The following is a 16,998-nucleotide window of genomic DNA, read 5'->3' as shown; positions in this document are numbered from 1 at the left end:
ATGGCTAACGTCGCAAGAATTTGGCCCCTGTTTTGGGGACGTTGTGGGGCTAAACTGATCTGAACCGTGATAGTTCAAGCACTTAAACTAAAGCGAATTTAATAACGAAAATTATACAGAATGTTCGCCTAATAAGCAATTGTAATAGACTATATCGACTTAATACCGTATGATGTTGATTGAAAGACGAATATCAAGTTAATTGAAGTGGAGGACAAGTCTATGCATTGGCTAGCCGATCTGTTAGCAGCCATCGGAGTTGTATTAAACGGCATTCCACAAGGGATCATGGCGATGTCGTTGGGATTTGCTATTTTTCCAACTATGTTTTCATTTCTATTTGCATCTGCGGTCAATGGCGCCTTTGGGGCCGTCGCACCGCTTTCCTTTCAAGCGGAGTCACTGGCCCTGACTGGTAGCCTTGGTCGCGACTTACGTGAACGGACGTCCATTATTCTTGGGGGATCGATCGTGATGCTTCTGATCGGGGTGACGGGGACGTTAACCAAGATTGTGGCCATTCTGGGCAACGGGATCATGGCCGGGATGATGGCCGGGGTTGGCCTGATGCTTGCCAAGATTGCACTGGGCATGGCCAAAAAGGAACGTCTCACGGGTTGGGTTTCTGTTGGCTTAGCAGCGGCAACTTACTTGGTCAGTAAGGATCTGGTTTGGACGATTGTGATTTCCGTGGTGGGGTCCAGTCTGACGGCTGTTTTTATCGAACACTACCGTGCAGAATTACCGGAACACGTGACCGCACGGCGGTTTGTCTTTACCAAGCCTATGGTTAATGTACGGGTCGTTCGTGGGGCACTGAGCCTTGCGTGCTTAAACGTTGGGGCCAACATCTCTTATGGGTTGATTACCGGTCAGATGACGGGAATCAAGCCCAATCCGGTGAACCTGAATCTGTTAACGATCACCCAGTCCGTCGCGGATATGGGGACCAGTCTCTTGGGTGGGGCTCCGGTAGAAGCCATTATCTCGGCGACTGGGAGTGCCCCGGAGCCAGTCGTGGCAGGGATCATGATGATGCTCATCATGGCTGCTATCCTCGCCTTGGGCTGGTTGCCAAAGTTGGGAAAGTATGTACCAAGTGCTTCTATCGCAGGGTTTCTGTTCATCTTGGGGACGGTTGTGATCTTCCCAGTTAACGCGACCACCGCCTTGCAGGGACCGACAGGAACCATTGCCGCTATCACTTTGGTGATTACCGCGGTAGCCGATCCGTTCGCGGGGCTGTTGACGGGGGCTGTTTTGAAATTCATGTTGCCACTTCTGGGACTGGGGGTTTAAGCGATGCAAAAACAGTTTGAGTTACAGGTTGGGCCGTTGACGCGGCAATTACCTATCATGCCCATCAGCGACACGTTAGCGATTGCGTCGTTCGTCTTGCTGGGGGATGCCGAACTTACCGACTACGCCGCCAGTGAACTGGCTAAACGCGTGCCAACGGATTTCGATTACCTGGTAACTTTGGAGAGCAAGGGAATTCCACTAGCTCAGGAACTCAGTCGTTGTACCAATCATGCGCAGTACGTGGTGTTGCGCAAGAGTGTCAAGGACTACATGCGCGCCCCACAAACGGTACCGGTATCAGCCATCACGACCAGTGCACCACAACAACTGGTCCTTGATGGCACGGATGCCGATCGCTTGGTCGCCAAAAAAGTGGTCATCGTAGACGACGTCATCAGTAGTGGTGGATCGCTTCAGGCCGCCAAAGAACTGGTCGAGCGTGCCGGAGCTACCGTTGTTAGTCAGGTCGCCATTCTGGCAGAAGGGGATGCGGTGGACCGGACCGACATTCATTATCTCGCCGAATTACCGCTGTTTCCGATTACCGATTAAGATCACAATCCCCCAACCTGATGTGTAAGTTGGGGGATTATGATTAGCCAAAAACGGGACCGTGCTACTAGCACGGTCCCGTTATCTTTAGATTCAGTAAACAAGTTTCTTCTATAGTAATCACAGCCAGGACATAGACTTACTTGGCAATATAGGTCGTCTTGAAGTCATAAGGCACACCGGCAGGATTGTAGTTGATATTTTTGACATTTTTTCGCAGGAGTTGTGATTTGGCCCCTTGGTACAGAGGAATAGTGCCTTGGTCGTTCATCAAGACCTTTTCCGCTTGGACTAATTCGGACCAACGCTTGTTTGGTTGATTACCGTCACGGTTCTCGGCGTGATCCAGGAGTTGGTCAAATTGTGAATTCTTCCAGCCAGTGGTATTGAACGTCGAGTCAGATTCGAAGACCTCTAGGAAGTTGATAGGATCAGCGAAGACGGATTGCCAGCCACTCATGGTTAGGTCGTAATCGCCGTTATTCTGTTGGGTCATTAACTGAACGTAAGGAACGGTCTTGATGGCAATCTTGACGCCGGGCAACTTCTGAAGGGAACTCTGTAGGAACTCGGCGGTCTGCTTGGAGGAGTCCGTGTCGGAAACCGACAGGGTCACATCTAGCGACTTGTCCTTGGTCTGTTTAAGGCCCTTAGCCAGGAGTTGCTTAGCCTGCGTGAGGTTGTAGCTAGTGGCGCTGGAGACAGCCGCCTCTTGATTAAATGCCTGTCCGGTCTTAGGGTTATTGCCCATGCCGGATGGGACGAAACCATTGGAGGCGACGGAGCCGTCTTGCAAGACGTTTTTGACCAAGTCTTGACGGTTGATGGCCAGTGAGAGGGCTCGGCGGACGTCGAGGTTCTTAAAGGCGGGAACTTTCTTGGTATTCAGATCCAGGCGTTGTGTTCCGGATGGCAGCCGCTTAACGAAGTTCTCATTGTTCAAGTTATTCTTGACTTGCTGGCCACTGAGAAGGGTTTCGTCGGTCTTCTGAGCATTGAAGAGATTGTAGCTGGTCGTGGGACTCTTGGTGACGACCTCGTTAATTTTAGTGAGGTGAACGTGGGATTTGTCCCAGTAGGTTGGGTTCTTGGCTAACGTCCAGGTGCCAGACGTGCCACTCCATTTGGTTAGACGGTAAGGCCCGTCGGAAACGATGGTCGCGGAGCTGGTACCGTAACGCTTGCCATACTTGTTCACAGCATTTTGATTAATCGGGTAGAACAGTGGCCAGGCCAGAAGTTTCTTGAAGTACGAGACAGGACGGGTTAACGAAACCGTCAATTGATACTTGCCGGTGGCCTTGATCCCTAGGTTGTTCAGGGGTTGCTTGCCCTGGTTGATGGCTTCGGCGTTTTTCACGGGGAAGAGGTAGAAGGCATCTTGCGAGGCCGTCTTTGGATCAACCGTTCTTTGCCAGGAATAGACGAAGTCTTTGGCTGTCACGGGGTCGCCGTTACTCCACTTCACGCCGTGGCGAAGGTTAAAGGTGTAAGTCTTTCCGCCGTCGGTTAACTTCGTCGAAGTGGCTAGGGCATTGGCCGGGGTTCCCTTGCTGTTGAGCCTGTAGAGGCCTTCCTGAGTATTCTGTAAAACGGTGAAACTCAGTGTATCCGTGGCCTTAGACAGGTCAGCGGAGGCCAAGTCTGAGGATTCGGTCCAATTCAAGACTTGGTTGGCCGCGTATTGGCCACTGTGACCAGCGGCGGTGGACTGGTTACCACACCCCGCGAGGGTGACAAGACTGAGTGCTGACAGGGTTAAAATCGTATAAATTGCATGTTTTTGGTGCATCCCAAACATCTCCTCTGAAAGTAAAAAAAATCGTCCTTATGCTTAAACATAAGGACGATTTACTCGCGGTACCACCTTGATTTACACTGAACTCACGCCCAGTGCCTCCGTAACTTCTGTTGCCAAAAGTCGGAAGCGGTAACGTGCTTCAATCCGGGTAGGCAGCTTGCACCGACTACTAGCAACCAGGCTCATCTTCGTTGTACCGTTGTAAGCCACCTTTTCAGCTACCGGTGGTCTCTGCATCTTAGCGGGTACGACTACTCTTCCTGGTAATGCGTTCCTGTATATTTCTAACTTGGCTCTAATAATAGTCGCGGGATTTCGGTTTGTCAACTCTGAATTTCAAAAAGTTAAACCGCGGTGTGGCGGCGATCTGTGAGCATATAGTAGAACAATTGATGGGAGATCTGATTATATGCGGAATGAATAATCGGGTCGGCATAGGTTGCTGTTGCGCTGACTTTTTATTCAAATCGACTCGGCTAATTCTGCTGTTTCTCTGGCGGCAAGTTAAGGGACCGGGTTTAACACCCCGTCAGATCATTGGAGTAGTCGGTAGTTATAAAGTGTGAACTTTTTTAAAGTTGATAACGTGGGATCTTTAAGAATTTTATTGTGAATAAGAGAACATGATGTGTCGATGCAGCTTGATAAATTTTGAATGCTTTAGACTGAATATGGGGAGAATGCCAGAATATGATGATCGTCATTTTTGAATAAAAATCGAAAAAATAAATATTTATTCAAAAGAATTCAGCGACTTTTTTAGAGGGATCATTCCAATAGTTCACCTTCCTTACGAGTCGTCAAAAGCCCGGTTTTACGCTGAAACGAGTACTATAGACACAGTACCAATTCTAGTAATAGGGGGCATTATTATGGGAGTCATGAAAGCTGTCACGACGACCTTTACCAACGCTGCAATTATTAGTTCAATTACCTCAACTGTTTTCATTATTCTGTTAGGGTTTTACCTGCGACGCAGAGGGACCTTCGGGGAAAACTTTGGGAAAGTGTTAACAAAGGTTGTCTTGAGTGTGGCTATTCCTGCACTGGCATTTAATTCCTTCATGCAACCGATGAATGGGGATGCCTTTAAGCAAGGGATGGGGGTATTGGTTTGGGGGATTGTTATCTATATTCTCCTCATCTTCGTTACGCCATTTCTTTACCAGCGCTATGTCAAAGAACAACGTGACGTGCTGGCAATTCTGACAACTTTTGGATCGACCACGTTCTTCGGGATTCCAATTGTTGGGGCAGTTTACGGGGCCAAAGGGGTCATGTATAGTTCCATCTTCAATATTGGGTATCGGATCTTCCTGTATTCTTACGCTTACATCAAGATGTCTGGCCTGAAGATGGAAGCCAAGAACGTCAAGAAGATGTTCCTGAATCCTATTGTCATCGCGACCTTCTTAGGGTTGTTCATGTGGCTGGGTCAACACCTAGTGCCCCAAGTCACGGTGCCGGTCGCAGTTAACGGGGTTCAGACAACCGGGGTTGCCGCAGTGGCTTTCTATCGAATTGACCAAACAGCTCTCTGGCTCTACAAGCCACTGAGCTATCTGGCTAACTTGGCGTCACCGCTGGCTTGGTTGTCAATCGGGGTTACCTTAGGATCTATTTCCTTCAAAGATGCCGCTGCCGACAAGACCCCCTGGTACTACGCCTTCAACAAGGTTATCATTGTGCCATTATTGAATTTAGTGATTTTGTATCTGTTGAACGTCACGGGCATTCTTTCTCTGAGTTACGTGGCGGTTGCGACCATTGTCGTGATGATGGCGACGCCAACTGCTGCCGTGGCTTCTGCCTATGCCATTAGTTTTGATCGTGAGGCGGTCTTGTCCTCCAATGCGTCGTTCATCTCAACAATTGCGGCTGTTGTGATGATGCCGGTCTGGATTGCCATCATGGAGGTCTTGAACGGCTTAGGTATCTTCCATTAATCCAAAAAGGAGTGTTTTTTGATTATGGTAAAAATTACGTCTTACGGGGTTCGGCCCATCGAGGAGCCCTATTTCGACCGTCTCAACCAGTTTGGCTTTGACATGACCTACGTTCCGGAAATGTTGACCCACGACAATGTCGACGCTTCTAAGGGGGCTGATGGGGTCCTGGTACGGGGTAATTGTGTTGTCGATCGTCAAAACTTACAAAAGTTCGCTGACTGGGGAATAAAAATGGTTTTCACCCGGACCGTTGGGTATAATCATATGGATCTACAGGCCGCGAGCGACTTGGGCATTGCCATGGCGCGGGTTCCAGCGTACTCACCATTTGCCGTAGCTGAATTGGCTCTGACTATGGGGATGACGCTCTTCCGGCACGTCAATCTGGCCGTGGATCGGACGCATCAGGCCAACTTTACCGTGGGGACCGATCTCTTCAGTAAGGAGATCCACACCGCAACCGTGGGTATTATGGGTGTCGGGCGAATTGGATTGACCGAAGCCAAGCTTTACCAAGGCCTGGGGGCTAACGTGGTGGCGTACGATCCGTACCCGAGTCCAGCTGCTAAGGAGACGGTAACGCTGTGTGACCTGCCAACCATGCTGGGTCAAGCGGACATCGTGTCGGTTCACGTCCCTTACTTCCCTGGTAAGAATGACAATCTGATCGACGCCAAATTCGTCGAACAGATGAAGCCGGGTGCGGTACTGATCAACACTGCTAGAGGTGAGTTGGCGGCTATTCCCGCCATTCTTCAAGGCTTGGATACCGGGAAGCTGACAGGTTACGGTGCCGATGTGATCTTGAACGAGGGCGCCATCTTCGGTAAGCAATTTGACCAAGTTCGCGACGTGCCCAACGACCAAGTTCAACAACTCCTGGCGCGTTACCCACAAGTCCTGATTACGCCACACATGGGGTCGTATACAGAACCAGCACTGCAGGATATGATCAGCGTCAGTTACCAGAACTTCCACGATTACTTGACGACGGGGAAGACGCGTAACGCCATTCACATTTAACGAAGAGAACCTCGTAACCCGATTGAAAGGGTTACGAGGTTCTTATTTTGTCGTAATGGGTAAATCCTGAGGCGCTAATGGCCTCCCCCCCAAAAGGGATGGTGACCTGGATTCGGATTCCTTAATCCAAATTCAGTTCATAAGCGCGGCGGTCGCCGTTAGGCCCATCGTTGACGTAGACAGTCCCGCGATACTTGTATCCAAAATTAGTGGCAATTGCCTGCATCTGTTGGTTCTGTTCGTGTGTGTCCACGCGGAAGTTACGAATGCCTTCTCGGTAGGCGGCACTGATTAAATTAGAAAAGAAATAATGGCTCAGATGCTGACCACGAAAACCGGGGCCGATCGCAATGCGGTGAATTGTGGCATAGGGTTCCTGGTTGTTCTGCCACTGGCCATTTTCAATGTGTTGGTAATTGGGATCGTCGCCGATGATCATGGTTGCTGTGCCGGCTACCTGACCGTCGACGTCTAATAGCCAGCAGTGCTGGGCATCGACGTCCGCGGTGAGTGTTGCCAGATCGGGATAGCCATCTTGCCACTGAGGGCTTCCCGCAGCTTTCAATTGTTCCTTGGCGCGGTCAATCAACGCCATAATTGTTGAGAGATCACGACGTGTCGCGCGTTTGATGAAAATTAGACTCAAATGATGACCTCCTTAAAAAAGATTACTTTGTTAGAATACCACATTTTTAGTCGCGAAGATGGAACGGAAACAGTGTATGATAGTAAAAAAGGTCTAACGGTTGGGGATGGGTTGATAAATCTCACGAATCGGTGATCATGATCAGACTAGAAGCCGAGATCCACGACGTTCTTGGTGGCATCCTTAAGGAGGAGCACAAATATGAATCCCAGTCACATCAGAAATTTTGCGATTATTGCGCATATCGACCACGGAAAGTCGACGTTGGCCGATCGCATTATGGAACAGACGCAAACGGTTAATGACCGTCAAAGTAAGGCACAACTGCTGGATGATCTCCAGGTTGAGCAGGCACATGGCGTGACCGTCAAGTCCCGAACGGTACGGAACTACTATCGAGCCGACGATGGTCAGGAGTACGAATACAACTTTATCGATACCCCAGGACACGTTGATTTTACCTATGAGGTTTCCAAAAGTTTAGCCGCCAGCGATGGGGCCATTCTCTTAGTCGACGCGACGCAAGGGGTTCAGGCCCAGACGGTGGCTAATCTTCGTTTGGCCCAGGATAACCATTTGGTGGTCATTCCGGTTGTGAACAAGATTGATGCGGCTGCGGCCGATGTCGATCGAACGATTGCGCAGATTAGAGACCTTTCGCCGGAATTTGTGGACGTACCCGTTCTCAAAATTTCGGCTAAGACTGGCCTGAACGTCCATGACGTGATGGAGGCCATCCACACGACCATTCCTGCTCCAGTCGGTGATGCCAAGGCCCCACTCAAAGCGTTGGTATTTGACTCTCAATACGATGCTTTTAAGGGGATCATTGCTTATGTTCGGTTGGTAGATGGTCAGCTAAAGGCCAACGACAACCTTGTTTTGATGGCGAACCAACAGGCCGTCGCGGCTAATGAGATTGGGATCTTTGCTCCAGCCCGGGTGCCCGCTAAGCAGCTGGGAGTCGGCGATGTTGGGTATGTGGTTACTGGTCTGAAGGACCCACAGGCCTTACGCGTAGGGGATACCCTGACATTGGCTGCCAATCCCACGGAGACGGCGCTTCCCGGCTATGAGCCAGCCCAATCAATGGTCTTTGCCGGTTTCTATCCGCAAGGGGATCATTATCACGATCTCCAGTTGGCCGTGGAGAAGCTCGCGTTAAATGACACGTCCTTCCATTACCGCCCGGAGAATTCCGAGGCCTTGGGTGCTGGCTTCCGGTGTGGATTCTTAGGAATCTTTCACTTACAAATTATCCGTGAACGTCTGCACGATGAGTACGGGCTGGATGTCTTGACGACTGCACCTAACGTGACCTACCGCGTGCATCTCAAGAACACCGATGACCCGATCGTTGTCAATAATCCCATCAAGTTTCCCGATTATTCGAAGATTGATTTTGTCGAGGAACCCCTGGCTAAAGCAACGATTACCACGACTAGCGAAAGCTTAGGGCCAGTGATGAAGCTAGCCGATCAGCATCGGGGAACGCTCCAGGATATGAACAATCAAGGTGACCTGGTGGTTTTGAACTATGAATTGCCATTTGCTGAGATTGCCTACGACTTCTTCAATGCGCTAAAGTCCGTTTCACATGGTTATGCCACGTTGACGACGGCTTTGGCTGGATATGATTTGGCGGACGTCGTTAAGATTGAAGTGCACGTCAACTATGCCAGAGTCGATGCCCTGTCGTTCGTAGTTCACCGCGAAGATGCCCCACGCGTTGCCCAGGAGCTGGTTCACAAGTTAAAATTCGTGATTCCTCGGAAGCTTTATCCGATGCCAGTGCAGTCGGTGGTTGAGGGGAAGGCCTTGGCCAGAGTCGACGTACCACCGTTGCGCAAGAATGCAGCGGCTAACGGTGAGAAGAAGAGTGCCTCGAAGAAAGCTGCGCAGTTGCGGCGCCAGAGTGCCAACAAGCGTCAGGCCGCTCACAGTGATATTGAGTTGCCACAGGAAGTTTTCAATGCCGTATTGGATCTTGAAAAATAAATAGCGTAATAAATAGGGTGATGCCATTGGCATCACCCTATTTATCTAATTATTCTGTTCAAAGTAAGCTTTTCCGGCTGCTAGCATATCCGCCGTCTGTTGATTTAATAGGGGTGGGAGCTGGTCGAACGGAAAGTATTTTAGATCGAGGGTTTCGTCCGTAGCCGTCTCAAGGGGCCGACCGCCAACCTGTTTGACCAGGTAGAGACGACAAATCACTTGGGTCTGATCGCCGTTAGGGTAGGTCGTGAAGCCTTGATCGAAGATCCCCAGTGGTTGGATGAGTTCGACATCGATCCCAGCGTCTTCTTTGTATTCACGAATGCAGGCGGTGTCAAAAGTTTCGCCGTATTCGAGGAATCCTCCGGGGAGGCTCCAATTGTGCGTATCGGTTCGCAGGTTGAGTAGCACCTCTTGCTTAGCGTTGACCAGAATGGCCCCGGCGGCATTTAAGATGAGCGGACGATGACCGACCAGTTGTCGGATTTCTTGAATGTAATTGGCCATGGGATGACCACCTTTCTCGAAGAGTTACGTTCATTATAGCGCAAGGTCGTTCCAGCAAGAGTGGTATGGCGGGGAACACGTTAGGTGGTCACGATAGTCATAGCCGCTAGAAGGAAACCCATCAAGAAGCTCACAGGATAGTCAGTATCTAAGATGATCCCTGCAATATCTCGAAAGGGTTGGCTTTAATTGAGAATATCAAAATGGCGTCGTGTACCCTTTTGGGAGGACGGCGCCATTCTTTTAAATGAACTTGATCAATGTTATAGCGGCAACTGTGCTCAGCCAAGGGCTTTGATTAAGAACAAGCGTCGTTACAGATGGCCCGTTACGATTTAACGCCGGACCTACTTGTTTACCCGTTTGTAGTCGCTATCGAAGTATCGGCCATCGCGGATTTCGTCAGGTAAGCCAGCATAAGGGGCTTCGTCGATAACGTCTTCGTTGTTCTGACCAGCGTCACCAATGTAAGTGATGGTGGCGAATTCAGGAACGACCATCTTAGGATAAGTCGCGTACTTTTCCCGAGCGGCTTCCATGACGTCGATGTGTTCGTTTTGGTAAGTTACCGTGATTTCAGGATGTTCTTGAACCCACTTGGGGAAGAAGATCGTGCCGTTGACCTTATTTTCGTTAGGCAGGAAATCCAGGGCCACGTCGGTCCCAGTTGGTTCTGTCCAAGCAACCTTGTAGATGCCTTCGGTCAGCATGACGATGTTGGCCTCTTGATCGGTTACCCAACGGCCGGCAACCATGCCGCCGTGGATCCGGTAGTCAACGGTGTGGTCGTTCTTAGCGTACCATTCGTATTCCCAACCATTGTCGTAGGTGTAGATAAAGTGAGTTCCCAAGAAGTCGTCAAGGGTTTTGAATTGTTTCGTCATGTGTCGCCACTCCTTAAATTATGATATTTAAAACATGTAATTAATTACATGTTTAAGTCGATGGAATTACTATAAGACGATCGGCACGTGCTGTCAACAATTTTTCTTGATGTTTGGCGGCGAAACTGGTTCAATGAAAGTAAGTAAACCGCGCGAAATCAAGGGGGATGGCCAGTATCGGACAGCGAAATCGACTACAATATATTATTTTGGGGTTACTGAATCAGCGACCACAGACCGGCTACGACTTGGCCAAGGCATTTGAAAATGAGATTGGGGAATTCTGGCAGGCCCAGCACAGCCAAATTTACCCGTTATTACGACGAATGGAAGCGGCGGGAGAAATTACCCACGAGGATACGGTTGCGGGCGAAAAACTGGCCAAGAAGCAGTATACGCTCACACCCAGTGGACATGATAAGCTAGTGGCGTGGGTCAGCGAACCTTCGCCAGAATTGACGCCCAGCAAGGATGAATTTATTCTTAAACTGTACTTTATCAAAACGGATACGGACCCCCGAATTCAGCCAATGTTGCGCGAACAATTGCGTCTGCATCAGACCCAACTTGATCATTTGGAGAGTCGCCGTAAAACGGTCTTTTCAACAGATGACGCTAAGGAACAGGCATACGGCCACTATTTGATTCTGGATCATGCCATCGAACGGGAACGAGATTATGTGGCGTGGTTGACCAAATACCTAACAGATTAGAGGGGTAGACCATGTATTATCACGTGTTAACGAATCCAGCGGGACAGGTGTATCGACGATTGATTCAGGTACTTGGTGAACATACCGACTATATTGAACTTTCACACTATAATATCGGTGGGGTGCCATATGCGGCCTCCTACCAGCACGTTATGACGCAGTTGAAACCTGATATTTTAAAGACTCGTCAGGTGACGCGCAATGCGATGAATGATAGTCTGCGGCACCATGGTATCACGGTTTTTCAAGTTGCCTGTAACAGTGCGACGACGCGTGTTCTAAAACGTTCGGCAACGAGTCTCTACGAATGGGGTGGCCGTGGAGATTCGGAAAGTCCGGATCAATTGCCATCGGATCTAACCTTCTATTTGAATGGTCATTGGGTCTTGGCTGCTTTGGGTCACGAAGGCTACGCCGTGGTGAACCTGCCGGAAAAACAAGCACGCCAATTACAGGAACTTACGGGAATTGCACTTCAAGCTTTCACGGCAGCAGATATTCAGGATTGGGATTTTGACAATTGGTAATGCGATAGTCGATTAGGCCTAGGACTTGGCGTTCTGGGCTTTTAATTTGGACTATAAGGGTGAGTTAGGAAGCGTTACTAATTAAGTCCCATCACCAGTTATCCAGTAAGTTATCGGGTATTATGAGGGCGGTAACTAGGTTCGTTTGTCAAGCTGACAGTGGATCCTCACAGATCGGTCACTTAGGTTAGAAAAGGTAAGTGGTTGGCAAAGTATCGGGATTCACGTGGGGACAGCGGTCCAGTATGCTATATATGTAAGCGGTTACAAGTTGAGCGGATCAAAATATTTGGGGGAGGGTTTTATTATGAGTAAGTTACAGATCTGGAAACAGCGTTTCTTCTATGGCGCGACGGATATGGCTGGTAACCTGATTTGGCAGATCGTTGGGCTTTATCTCTTGTTCTACTACACCACGGTCATGGGCATTTCACCAGCATTCGTGGGGACATTATTCCTGGTCGTTCGGTGTATTGACGCGTTTGATGGGGTGGTTTATGGCTTCTTGATCGACCACACCCACTCGAAGTACGGAAAATCTCGGCCTTACTTCTTATGGTTTGGGATTCCACTGGGAATTTTGACGATTCTGCTATTCTTTAACCCTTCGTTCGGGGGAAACAAGGCTTTTCAGTTAACTTGGATTGCCGTCATTTACACCCTGTTCAGTTTGGTTTATTCTGGCGCTAATACGCCTATCACGGCTATCCTGCCGAGTTTGACGTCCGACCCAGATGAACGGACAAATTTAGCCAGTGCCCGGATGGTTATGACCAACATCGGGACGGCCGTTATCGGGGCCGTTTCACTGCCAATGGTCGCATTTCTGGGTGGTAAGAATGCGCAACGTGGGTGGACCATTTGGGCGGCCATGATTGGGGTTGCCATCATGGTTCTATTCTTCGGGGCCTTCGCTAATTTGAAGGAGAAGCCAATTGTAGAATCGAAGAATGAAGGCGAAGCCATCAAGGGTCACCTGGGTGTTTGGGAATCCTTGAAAGGGGCTGCGAAGAACAAACCTTGGGTTCTGCTGAGTCTGAGTTTTATCCTCTTACAGACCTTCTGGGTTATTCGGATGCAAACGGCGGTGTACTATTTAACCTACGTTTATCGTCGGACAGATATGATTGGGTTGTTTAACGGCTTAGTCATTGTGGCTGTTATTGGGAACCTGTCAGTGCCATTCTTAAGTAAAATTATGCGACACAAGTACGTCATGATTGTCGCCATGGTTACCTTCGCTATTGGAGAAGCTATCATGCCAATTGGACTGTTACACAAGAATCTTTTCTTCCTTTTTGCGGGAAACATCATCGCTACGATCGCCATGGGGGCTGCCTTCTCGATTGCTTTCGTGATGATTGCGGATACGGTAGAATATGCTCGGACTGAGCTGCGGATTGATGAACCCGGAATTCTGTCTTCTGTCCCAATGGTTGGGGCTAAGTTAGGGATGGGATTTGGTGGTTTCTTAGCCGGCTGGATTCTTTCCTGGGGTGGCTTCAGTGCTGCAGCAAAGATTCAAGGAGCCAAGGCGGTGACTGCTATCAGTACCAGTTTTATCTGGTTACCAGTCATCCTGGCCTTGGGAATTGTGGTTATTCTGCACTTCTACAAGCTGGATGAAAATAAGGTTGCGGCGTTAAAGGCCGAACAAGAAAAGGCTGAATTAGAACACGAAGAAGCTTAATAATCTTTGACCCGTCAGGGGATCTGGGGGAATCACTGATCCATTGCCGGGTTATCTTATGAGAGGGGTAATCATCATGTTGAATGACACAACAACCAAGCAATCTCTGGGGTATGCAGACGAATTACGTCGGTTAAAAAGCATGACAGCCACCTATGTCGAAGATGGTGTGACCAAATGGATTAAGGACCGTGAACCACTGCATACGTTTGAACCCTTAGTCTGGGAGACGGTCGCCTCAATTGAAGAAAATCCACACTTGCCATCCGATCTTTTTAGCCTGCGGCAAGGGACAGAAACCTCTGGGCAAAAGGATTTGACGACCGTCGATATGAAGGTTGAGATGCAACAGATTGTCGCGATGAATCGACGAGTTCGCGTCATTCGAATTGCGCGGATGGACCACTTGACGGCAGATAAGGCTCTCATTTATTTCCATGGAGGGGCTTATTATGGTGGCACGCCAGAAGATGTTTTACTGGCACTGAAGTATGTCGCAGAGCAGGCAAATTGTGTGGTCTATAACGTGGACTACGCTTTAGCACCGGAACAACCTTATCCAGCGGGTATCTTGGATGGTTTGGCCGTGGTGGCCGCCATGACCAAGGACTATCACCACATCTCATTGGGTGGTGATTCGGCCGGGGGATCAATTGCCTTGGCGGTCAGTCAGCTTTGTCACTCCATGGGCATCTGCACGATTGCCTCGCACATGCTATTCTATCCAACCGTGATCCAGGGATCGGATCTGGATGGCGAGTTGTGGGACGACAGTCGCATCGACATCGTGTCGGAACAGCGGCACGCCTTGCATCGGAGTTATCAGCTATTTGAGCAACTCGATACGATTATGAGTGGCTACTATGTGGCGGATCAGCCGTTGGATCTGACGGCACCACTTCTGTCGCCACTACTGGCTAACCCCCAGATGTTTAAGCACACGACTCTTTTGGTCGGCGAATATGATCCATTCCGTTTGCAGGGTGAGGCCTTCATCCAGCAAGTTGGTCGGGCTAATGAGGACGCCAATTACTTCTGTTACGGTGGGATCAGCCATGCCTTCCTGAACTTCACTGGGAACGTACCAGCTGTTCAAGACGCCTTGCGCTCGGCGGCAAAGTTGATCTAAAGTATAGGCAACATTGGGGGGAGATCAGTGTGAACTTACGAGATTATCACTTAACTTTACAAGACGTTTCTGATCAGCGGCCGGAATATTTGGAAACGATCTTTTCGTTGGGGAACGGTCACTTTGGTGTTCGAGCCAACGATCCGATTAACGGGAATCCAATTTCAGGGACGTTAATCAATGGGTTCTATGAGACTGCCCCTATTACCTATGGTGAGGCGGGGGTCGGCTATGCTCAGAAGCATCAAACTATTCTGAATTTACCAGATTTGCGACATGTCCATGTGACGACGAATACGGGTCACCATTTTACACGGAGTAAACGTACGGCGACGGATTTGGACCTGAGCAATGGAAAGCTTGTCGAAGATTATTTGATGAGTACTGAGCAGGGGGAAACGGTTAATCTGACGGTCACCTCGGTGATTGGACAGAGCCGTTCAAACTTTTGGGCGATCGGGTATACCTTTGCGCCAGGCAATTACGCTGGCGGGTTGCTCGTTAGCAAATCGATTGCGGTACCTGCCGAAGCAGAGGCCATTAGCTCGGCTGATCCGCGCAAGACGCGATTAGCTGGTGTCCCAATCTGTGAAACAACCTTCTTGGCCAACGACCTGCAACGTTACCATGTCAAGACCCACAATACAAAGCAGGCGGTGACCCTATATCTGGGCTTATTAACGGCGCAAGCAAGTCTCTTGCAACAGCCAGTTGATCTCAGCGACCGGCAACCACATACGTTGGAGTATGAAGCTTATGTGGGTGACATTAGCCGGCAGAATACGATTGATCCGTCCGCTATGTTCGTCGCGACGTCGCTAGATGCGTTAACATCAGACAGCCAGAATTTTTGGCAAGACGTCTGGCAACGCAGTGAAGTTGCCGTTGAAGGAAATGATGAGTTGGATTTGGCCATTCACTACAATATCTTCCAACTGAATCAAGCTGCAGGGCGGGATGGTCGCACCAATATCGCCGCTAAGGGCCTGAGCGGCTCTGGTTATGAAGGTCACTATTTCTGGGATACAGAAATGTACATGCTACCGTACTTCATCTACACCAATCAACAGATGGCACGACAACTTCTGGTTTACCGTTATCAGATTCTACCTAAGGCCAGAGAACGGGCGCATACCTTGGGTGCCAGTCAGGGGGCGCTGTTTGCTTGGCGGACGATTAATGGTGAAGAGGCATCGCCATACTTTCCAGCTGGAACCGCGCAATACCATATTGATGCGGATATTGCTTACGCGGTTGGCAAGTACTACGAGATCACTCGCGATCTGGATTTCATCTTGCAATGTGGATTTGAAATGGTTCTCGAGACCGCTCGTTTTTGGGAGGATTTTGGATCTTGGCAACAGATTGGCACTGAAAGTCGATTTGAGTTTCACACCGTGACGGGGCCCGACGAATACACGGCCTTGGTCAACAATAATTACTATACGAACCGGTTGGCCAAGCATAACTTTCAGCTAGTCGTTGATCTGGCTCGTGAGATTCAGAAACGGTCGCCAGGGAGCTTGGACAGTTTTGGTGTCAGTGAGTCCGATCTGGCTGTTTATCAGAATCTGGCTGACCACGTCTATCTGCCATACAGCCCCGATCTTAAGATTAACGAGCAGGATGATAGTTTTCTCGACAAGCCACGCTGGCCTAAGGACCGGTCGACGCCGGATAACTTCCCGCTACTATTGCACTACCACCCATTGACGATCTATCGTTATCAGGTGGCTAAGCAAGCCGATACGCTGTTGGCAGAATACCTCTTCCCAGAGGATCTGACGACTGAGGAACTGAAACGGGAATATCGCTATTACGAAGGTGTCACGACGCATGATTCTTCTCTGTCGCGGTCGATCTTCAGCATTTTGGCGGCCCGCATGGATGACCGAGAGAAGGCCTACAAGTACTTCATGGATACCGCTAGAATGGACTTGGTGAACTTACAAGGGAATACAGCGGATGGCTTACACCTGGCAAATCTGGGGGGGAGCTGGTTGGCCCTTGTGGCCGGGTTCTCTGGATTCTATGTTCAGGACGAAGTGGTCCACTTTACCAATCATTTACCTCAGAACCTGCAACGACTGACCTATCGGATGAAGATTGCGGAGAGCGTCTTAGAAATCGATCTGACGGCGACGACGACCAATGTCACGGTTATCAGCGGTCCAATTCCGACGTATGGTGTCAGTGTTAATGGCAAGCTCATTTCATTAGAAAAAGTCAGTTAAACGAAAACAAGCCTTACCTGGAGAACCGAGAGTCTCAGGGGTA

Annotated in this window: 15 protein-coding genes; 10 read left to right on the top strand and 5 right to left on the bottom strand. The window is 49.5% G+C overall.

Features of this window, described 5'->3' with window-relative positions:
• The first annotated feature begins 222 nt into the window (after window positions 1-222).
• Window positions 223-1,299, top strand: coding sequence for an NCS2 family permease (locus tag EKM71_RS07640; protein ID WP_125574017.1), 1,077 nt, complete (start codon window positions 223-225; stop codon window positions 1,297-1,299).
• A 3-nt stretch (window positions 1,300-1,302) separates the two neighbouring features.
• Window positions 1,303-1,854: a phosphoribosyltransferase family protein gene (locus EKM71_RS07635; RefSeq protein ID WP_125574016.1), complete on the top strand. Its 552-nt coding sequence runs from the start codon at window positions 1,303-1,305 to the stop codon at window positions 1,852-1,854.
• A gap of 139 nt (window positions 1,855-1,993) precedes the next feature.
• Here the strand turns inward: EKM71_RS07635 and EKM71_RS07630 are convergent, their stop codons facing one another.
• Both EKM71_RS07630 and EKM71_RS11080 read right to left on the bottom strand, forming a co-directional pair.
• Window positions 1,994-3,646, bottom strand: a complete 1,653-nt coding sequence (locus EKM71_RS07630; protein WP_125574015.1) for a peptide ABC transporter substrate-binding protein — start codon at window positions 3,644-3,646, stop codon at window positions 1,994-1,996.
• A gap of 81 nt (window positions 3,647-3,727) precedes the next feature.
• Window positions 3,728-3,892, bottom strand: coding sequence for a hypothetical protein (locus EKM71_RS11080; RefSeq protein WP_164504754.1), 165 nt, complete (start codon window positions 3,890-3,892; stop codon window positions 3,728-3,730).
• A gap of 635 nt (window positions 3,893-4,527) precedes the next feature.
• Here EKM71_RS11080 and EKM71_RS07625 point away from each other — a divergent pair.
• The gene (locus EKM71_RS07625; RefSeq protein ID WP_125574014.1) at window positions 4,528-5,601 is read left to right on the top strand and encodes an AEC family transporter; all 1,074 of its coding nucleotides are present in this window, start codon (window positions 4,528-4,530) and stop codon (window positions 5,599-5,601) included.
• Window positions 5,602-5,625: 24 nt separating this feature from the next.
• Complete coding sequence (locus tag EKM71_RS07620; RefSeq protein WP_125574013.1) at window positions 5,626-6,627, top strand: 2-hydroxyacid dehydrogenase; 1,002 nt, start codon at window positions 5,626-5,628, stop codon at window positions 6,625-6,627.
• Between the two features lie 121 nt (window positions 6,628-6,748).
• Here EKM71_RS07620 and EKM71_RS07615 read toward each other — a convergent pair whose 3' ends face one another.
• The gene (locus tag EKM71_RS07615) at window positions 6,749-7,273 is read right to left on the bottom strand and encodes a GNAT family N-acetyltransferase (RefSeq protein ID WP_125574012.1); all 525 of its coding nucleotides are present in this window, start codon (window positions 7,271-7,273) and stop codon (window positions 6,749-6,751) included.
• A 201-nt stretch (window positions 7,274-7,474) separates the two neighbouring features.
• Here EKM71_RS07615 and lepA point away from each other — a divergent pair, with 201 nt between their 5' ends.
• Window positions 7,475-9,271 (top strand): translation elongation factor 4, encoded by a 1,797-nt coding sequence (gene lepA / locus EKM71_RS07610; protein WP_125574011.1) that lies wholly within the window; start codon window positions 7,475-7,477, stop codon window positions 9,269-9,271.
• Window positions 9,272-9,316: 45 nt separating this feature from the next.
• Here the strand turns inward: lepA and EKM71_RS07605 are convergent, their stop codons facing one another.
• Entirely contained in the window at window positions 9,317-9,778 is a 462-nt protein-coding gene (locus EKM71_RS07605) for an NUDIX hydrolase (protein WP_125574010.1), read from the bottom strand.
• Between the two features lie 347 nt (window positions 9,779-10,125).
• Window positions 10,126-10,662, bottom strand: coding sequence for a phenolic acid decarboxylase (locus tag EKM71_RS07600; RefSeq protein ID WP_125574009.1), 537 nt, complete (start codon window positions 10,660-10,662; stop codon window positions 10,126-10,128).
• A gap of 176 nt (window positions 10,663-10,838) precedes the next feature.
• Between EKM71_RS07600 and EKM71_RS07595 the strand changes: the two genes are divergently transcribed.
• The 5 genes from EKM71_RS07595 (at window position 10,839) to EKM71_RS07575 (ending at window position 16,955) form a co-directional block, all read left to right on the top strand.
• The gene (locus EKM71_RS07595) at window positions 10,839-11,375 is read left to right on the top strand and encodes a PadR family transcriptional regulator (protein ID WP_164504758.1); all 537 of its coding nucleotides are present in this window, start codon (window positions 10,839-10,841) and stop codon (window positions 11,373-11,375) included.
• An 11-nt stretch (window positions 11,376-11,386) separates the two neighbouring features.
• The gene (locus EKM71_RS07590; RefSeq protein ID WP_125574007.1) at window positions 11,387-11,902 is read left to right on the top strand and encodes a hypothetical protein; all 516 of its coding nucleotides are present in this window, start codon (window positions 11,387-11,389) and stop codon (window positions 11,900-11,902) included.
• A gap of 307 nt (window positions 11,903-12,209) precedes the next feature.
• Window positions 12,210-13,592 carry an MFS transporter gene (locus EKM71_RS07585; RefSeq protein ID WP_125574006.1) on the top strand — a complete coding sequence of 461 codons (1,383 nt, stop codon included), beginning with the start codon at window positions 12,210-12,212 and terminating at the stop codon, window positions 13,590-13,592.
• Window positions 13,593-13,668: 76 nt separating this feature from the next.
• A complete protein-coding gene (locus EKM71_RS07580) occupies window positions 13,669-14,721 on the top strand; it encodes an alpha/beta hydrolase fold domain-containing protein (protein ID WP_125574005.1) in 1,053 nt (350 codons plus the stop codon).
• 29 nt (window positions 14,722-14,750) lie between these two features.
• Window positions 14,751-16,955: a glycoside hydrolase family 65 protein gene (locus EKM71_RS07575; RefSeq protein ID WP_125574004.1), complete on the top strand. Its 2,205-nt coding sequence runs from the start codon at window positions 14,751-14,753 to the stop codon at window positions 16,953-16,955.
• Window positions 16,956-16,998 lie beyond the last annotated feature (43 nt).

This window comes from Levilactobacillus huananensis (genome assembly GCF_003946145.1).
GTDB lineage: Bacteria > Bacillota > Bacilli > Lactobacillales > Lactobacillaceae > Levilactobacillus > Levilactobacillus huananensis.
The sequence above is the reverse complement of the archived record's forward strand: the minus strand, read 5'-3'. Positions and strand labels throughout refer to the sequence as shown.

Bases quoted from the DNA above. Each gene is read 5' to 3' on its own strand.
- EKM71_RS07580 (WP_125574005.1), top strand. From the start codon at position 13,669: ATGTTGAATGACACAACAACCAAGCAATCTCTGGGGTATGCAGACGAA.
- EKM71_RS07640 (WP_125574017.1), top strand. From the start codon at position 223: ATGCATTGGCTAGCCGATCTGTTAGCAGCCATCGGAGTTGTATTAAAC.
- EKM71_RS07590 (WP_125574007.1), top strand. From the start codon at position 11,387: ATGTATTATCACGTGTTAACGAATCCAGCGGGACAGGTGTATCGACGA.
- EKM71_RS07620 (WP_125574013.1), top strand. From the start codon at position 5,626: ATGGTAAAAATTACGTCTTACGGGGTTCGGCCCATCGAGGAGCCCTAT.
- EKM71_RS07585 (WP_125574006.1), top strand. From the start codon at position 12,210: ATGAGTAAGTTACAGATCTGGAAACAGCGTTTCTTCTATGGCGCGACG.
- EKM71_RS07635 (WP_125574016.1), top strand. From the start codon at position 1,303: ATGCAAAAACAGTTTGAGTTACAGGTTGGGCCGTTGACGCGGCAATTA.
- EKM71_RS07605 (WP_125574010.1), bottom strand. From the start codon at position 9,778: ATGGCCAATTACATTCAAGAAATCCGACAACTGGTCGGTCATCGTCCG.
- EKM71_RS07625 (WP_125574014.1), top strand. From the start codon at position 4,528: ATGGGAGTCATGAAAGCTGTCACGACGACCTTTACCAACGCTGCAATT.
- EKM71_RS07630 (WP_125574015.1), bottom strand. From the start codon at position 3,646: ATGCACCAAAAACATGCAATTTATACGATTTTAACCCTGTCAGCACTC.
- EKM71_RS07600 (WP_125574009.1), bottom strand. From the start codon at position 10,662: ATGACGAAACAATTCAAAACCCTTGACGACTTCTTGGGAACTCACTTT.
- EKM71_RS11080 (WP_164504754.1), bottom strand. From the start codon at position 3,892: ATGCAGAGACCACCGGTAGCTGAAAAGGTGGCTTACAACGGTACAACG.
- lepA (WP_125574011.1), top strand. From the start codon at position 7,475: ATGAATCCCAGTCACATCAGAAATTTTGCGATTATTGCGCATATCGAC.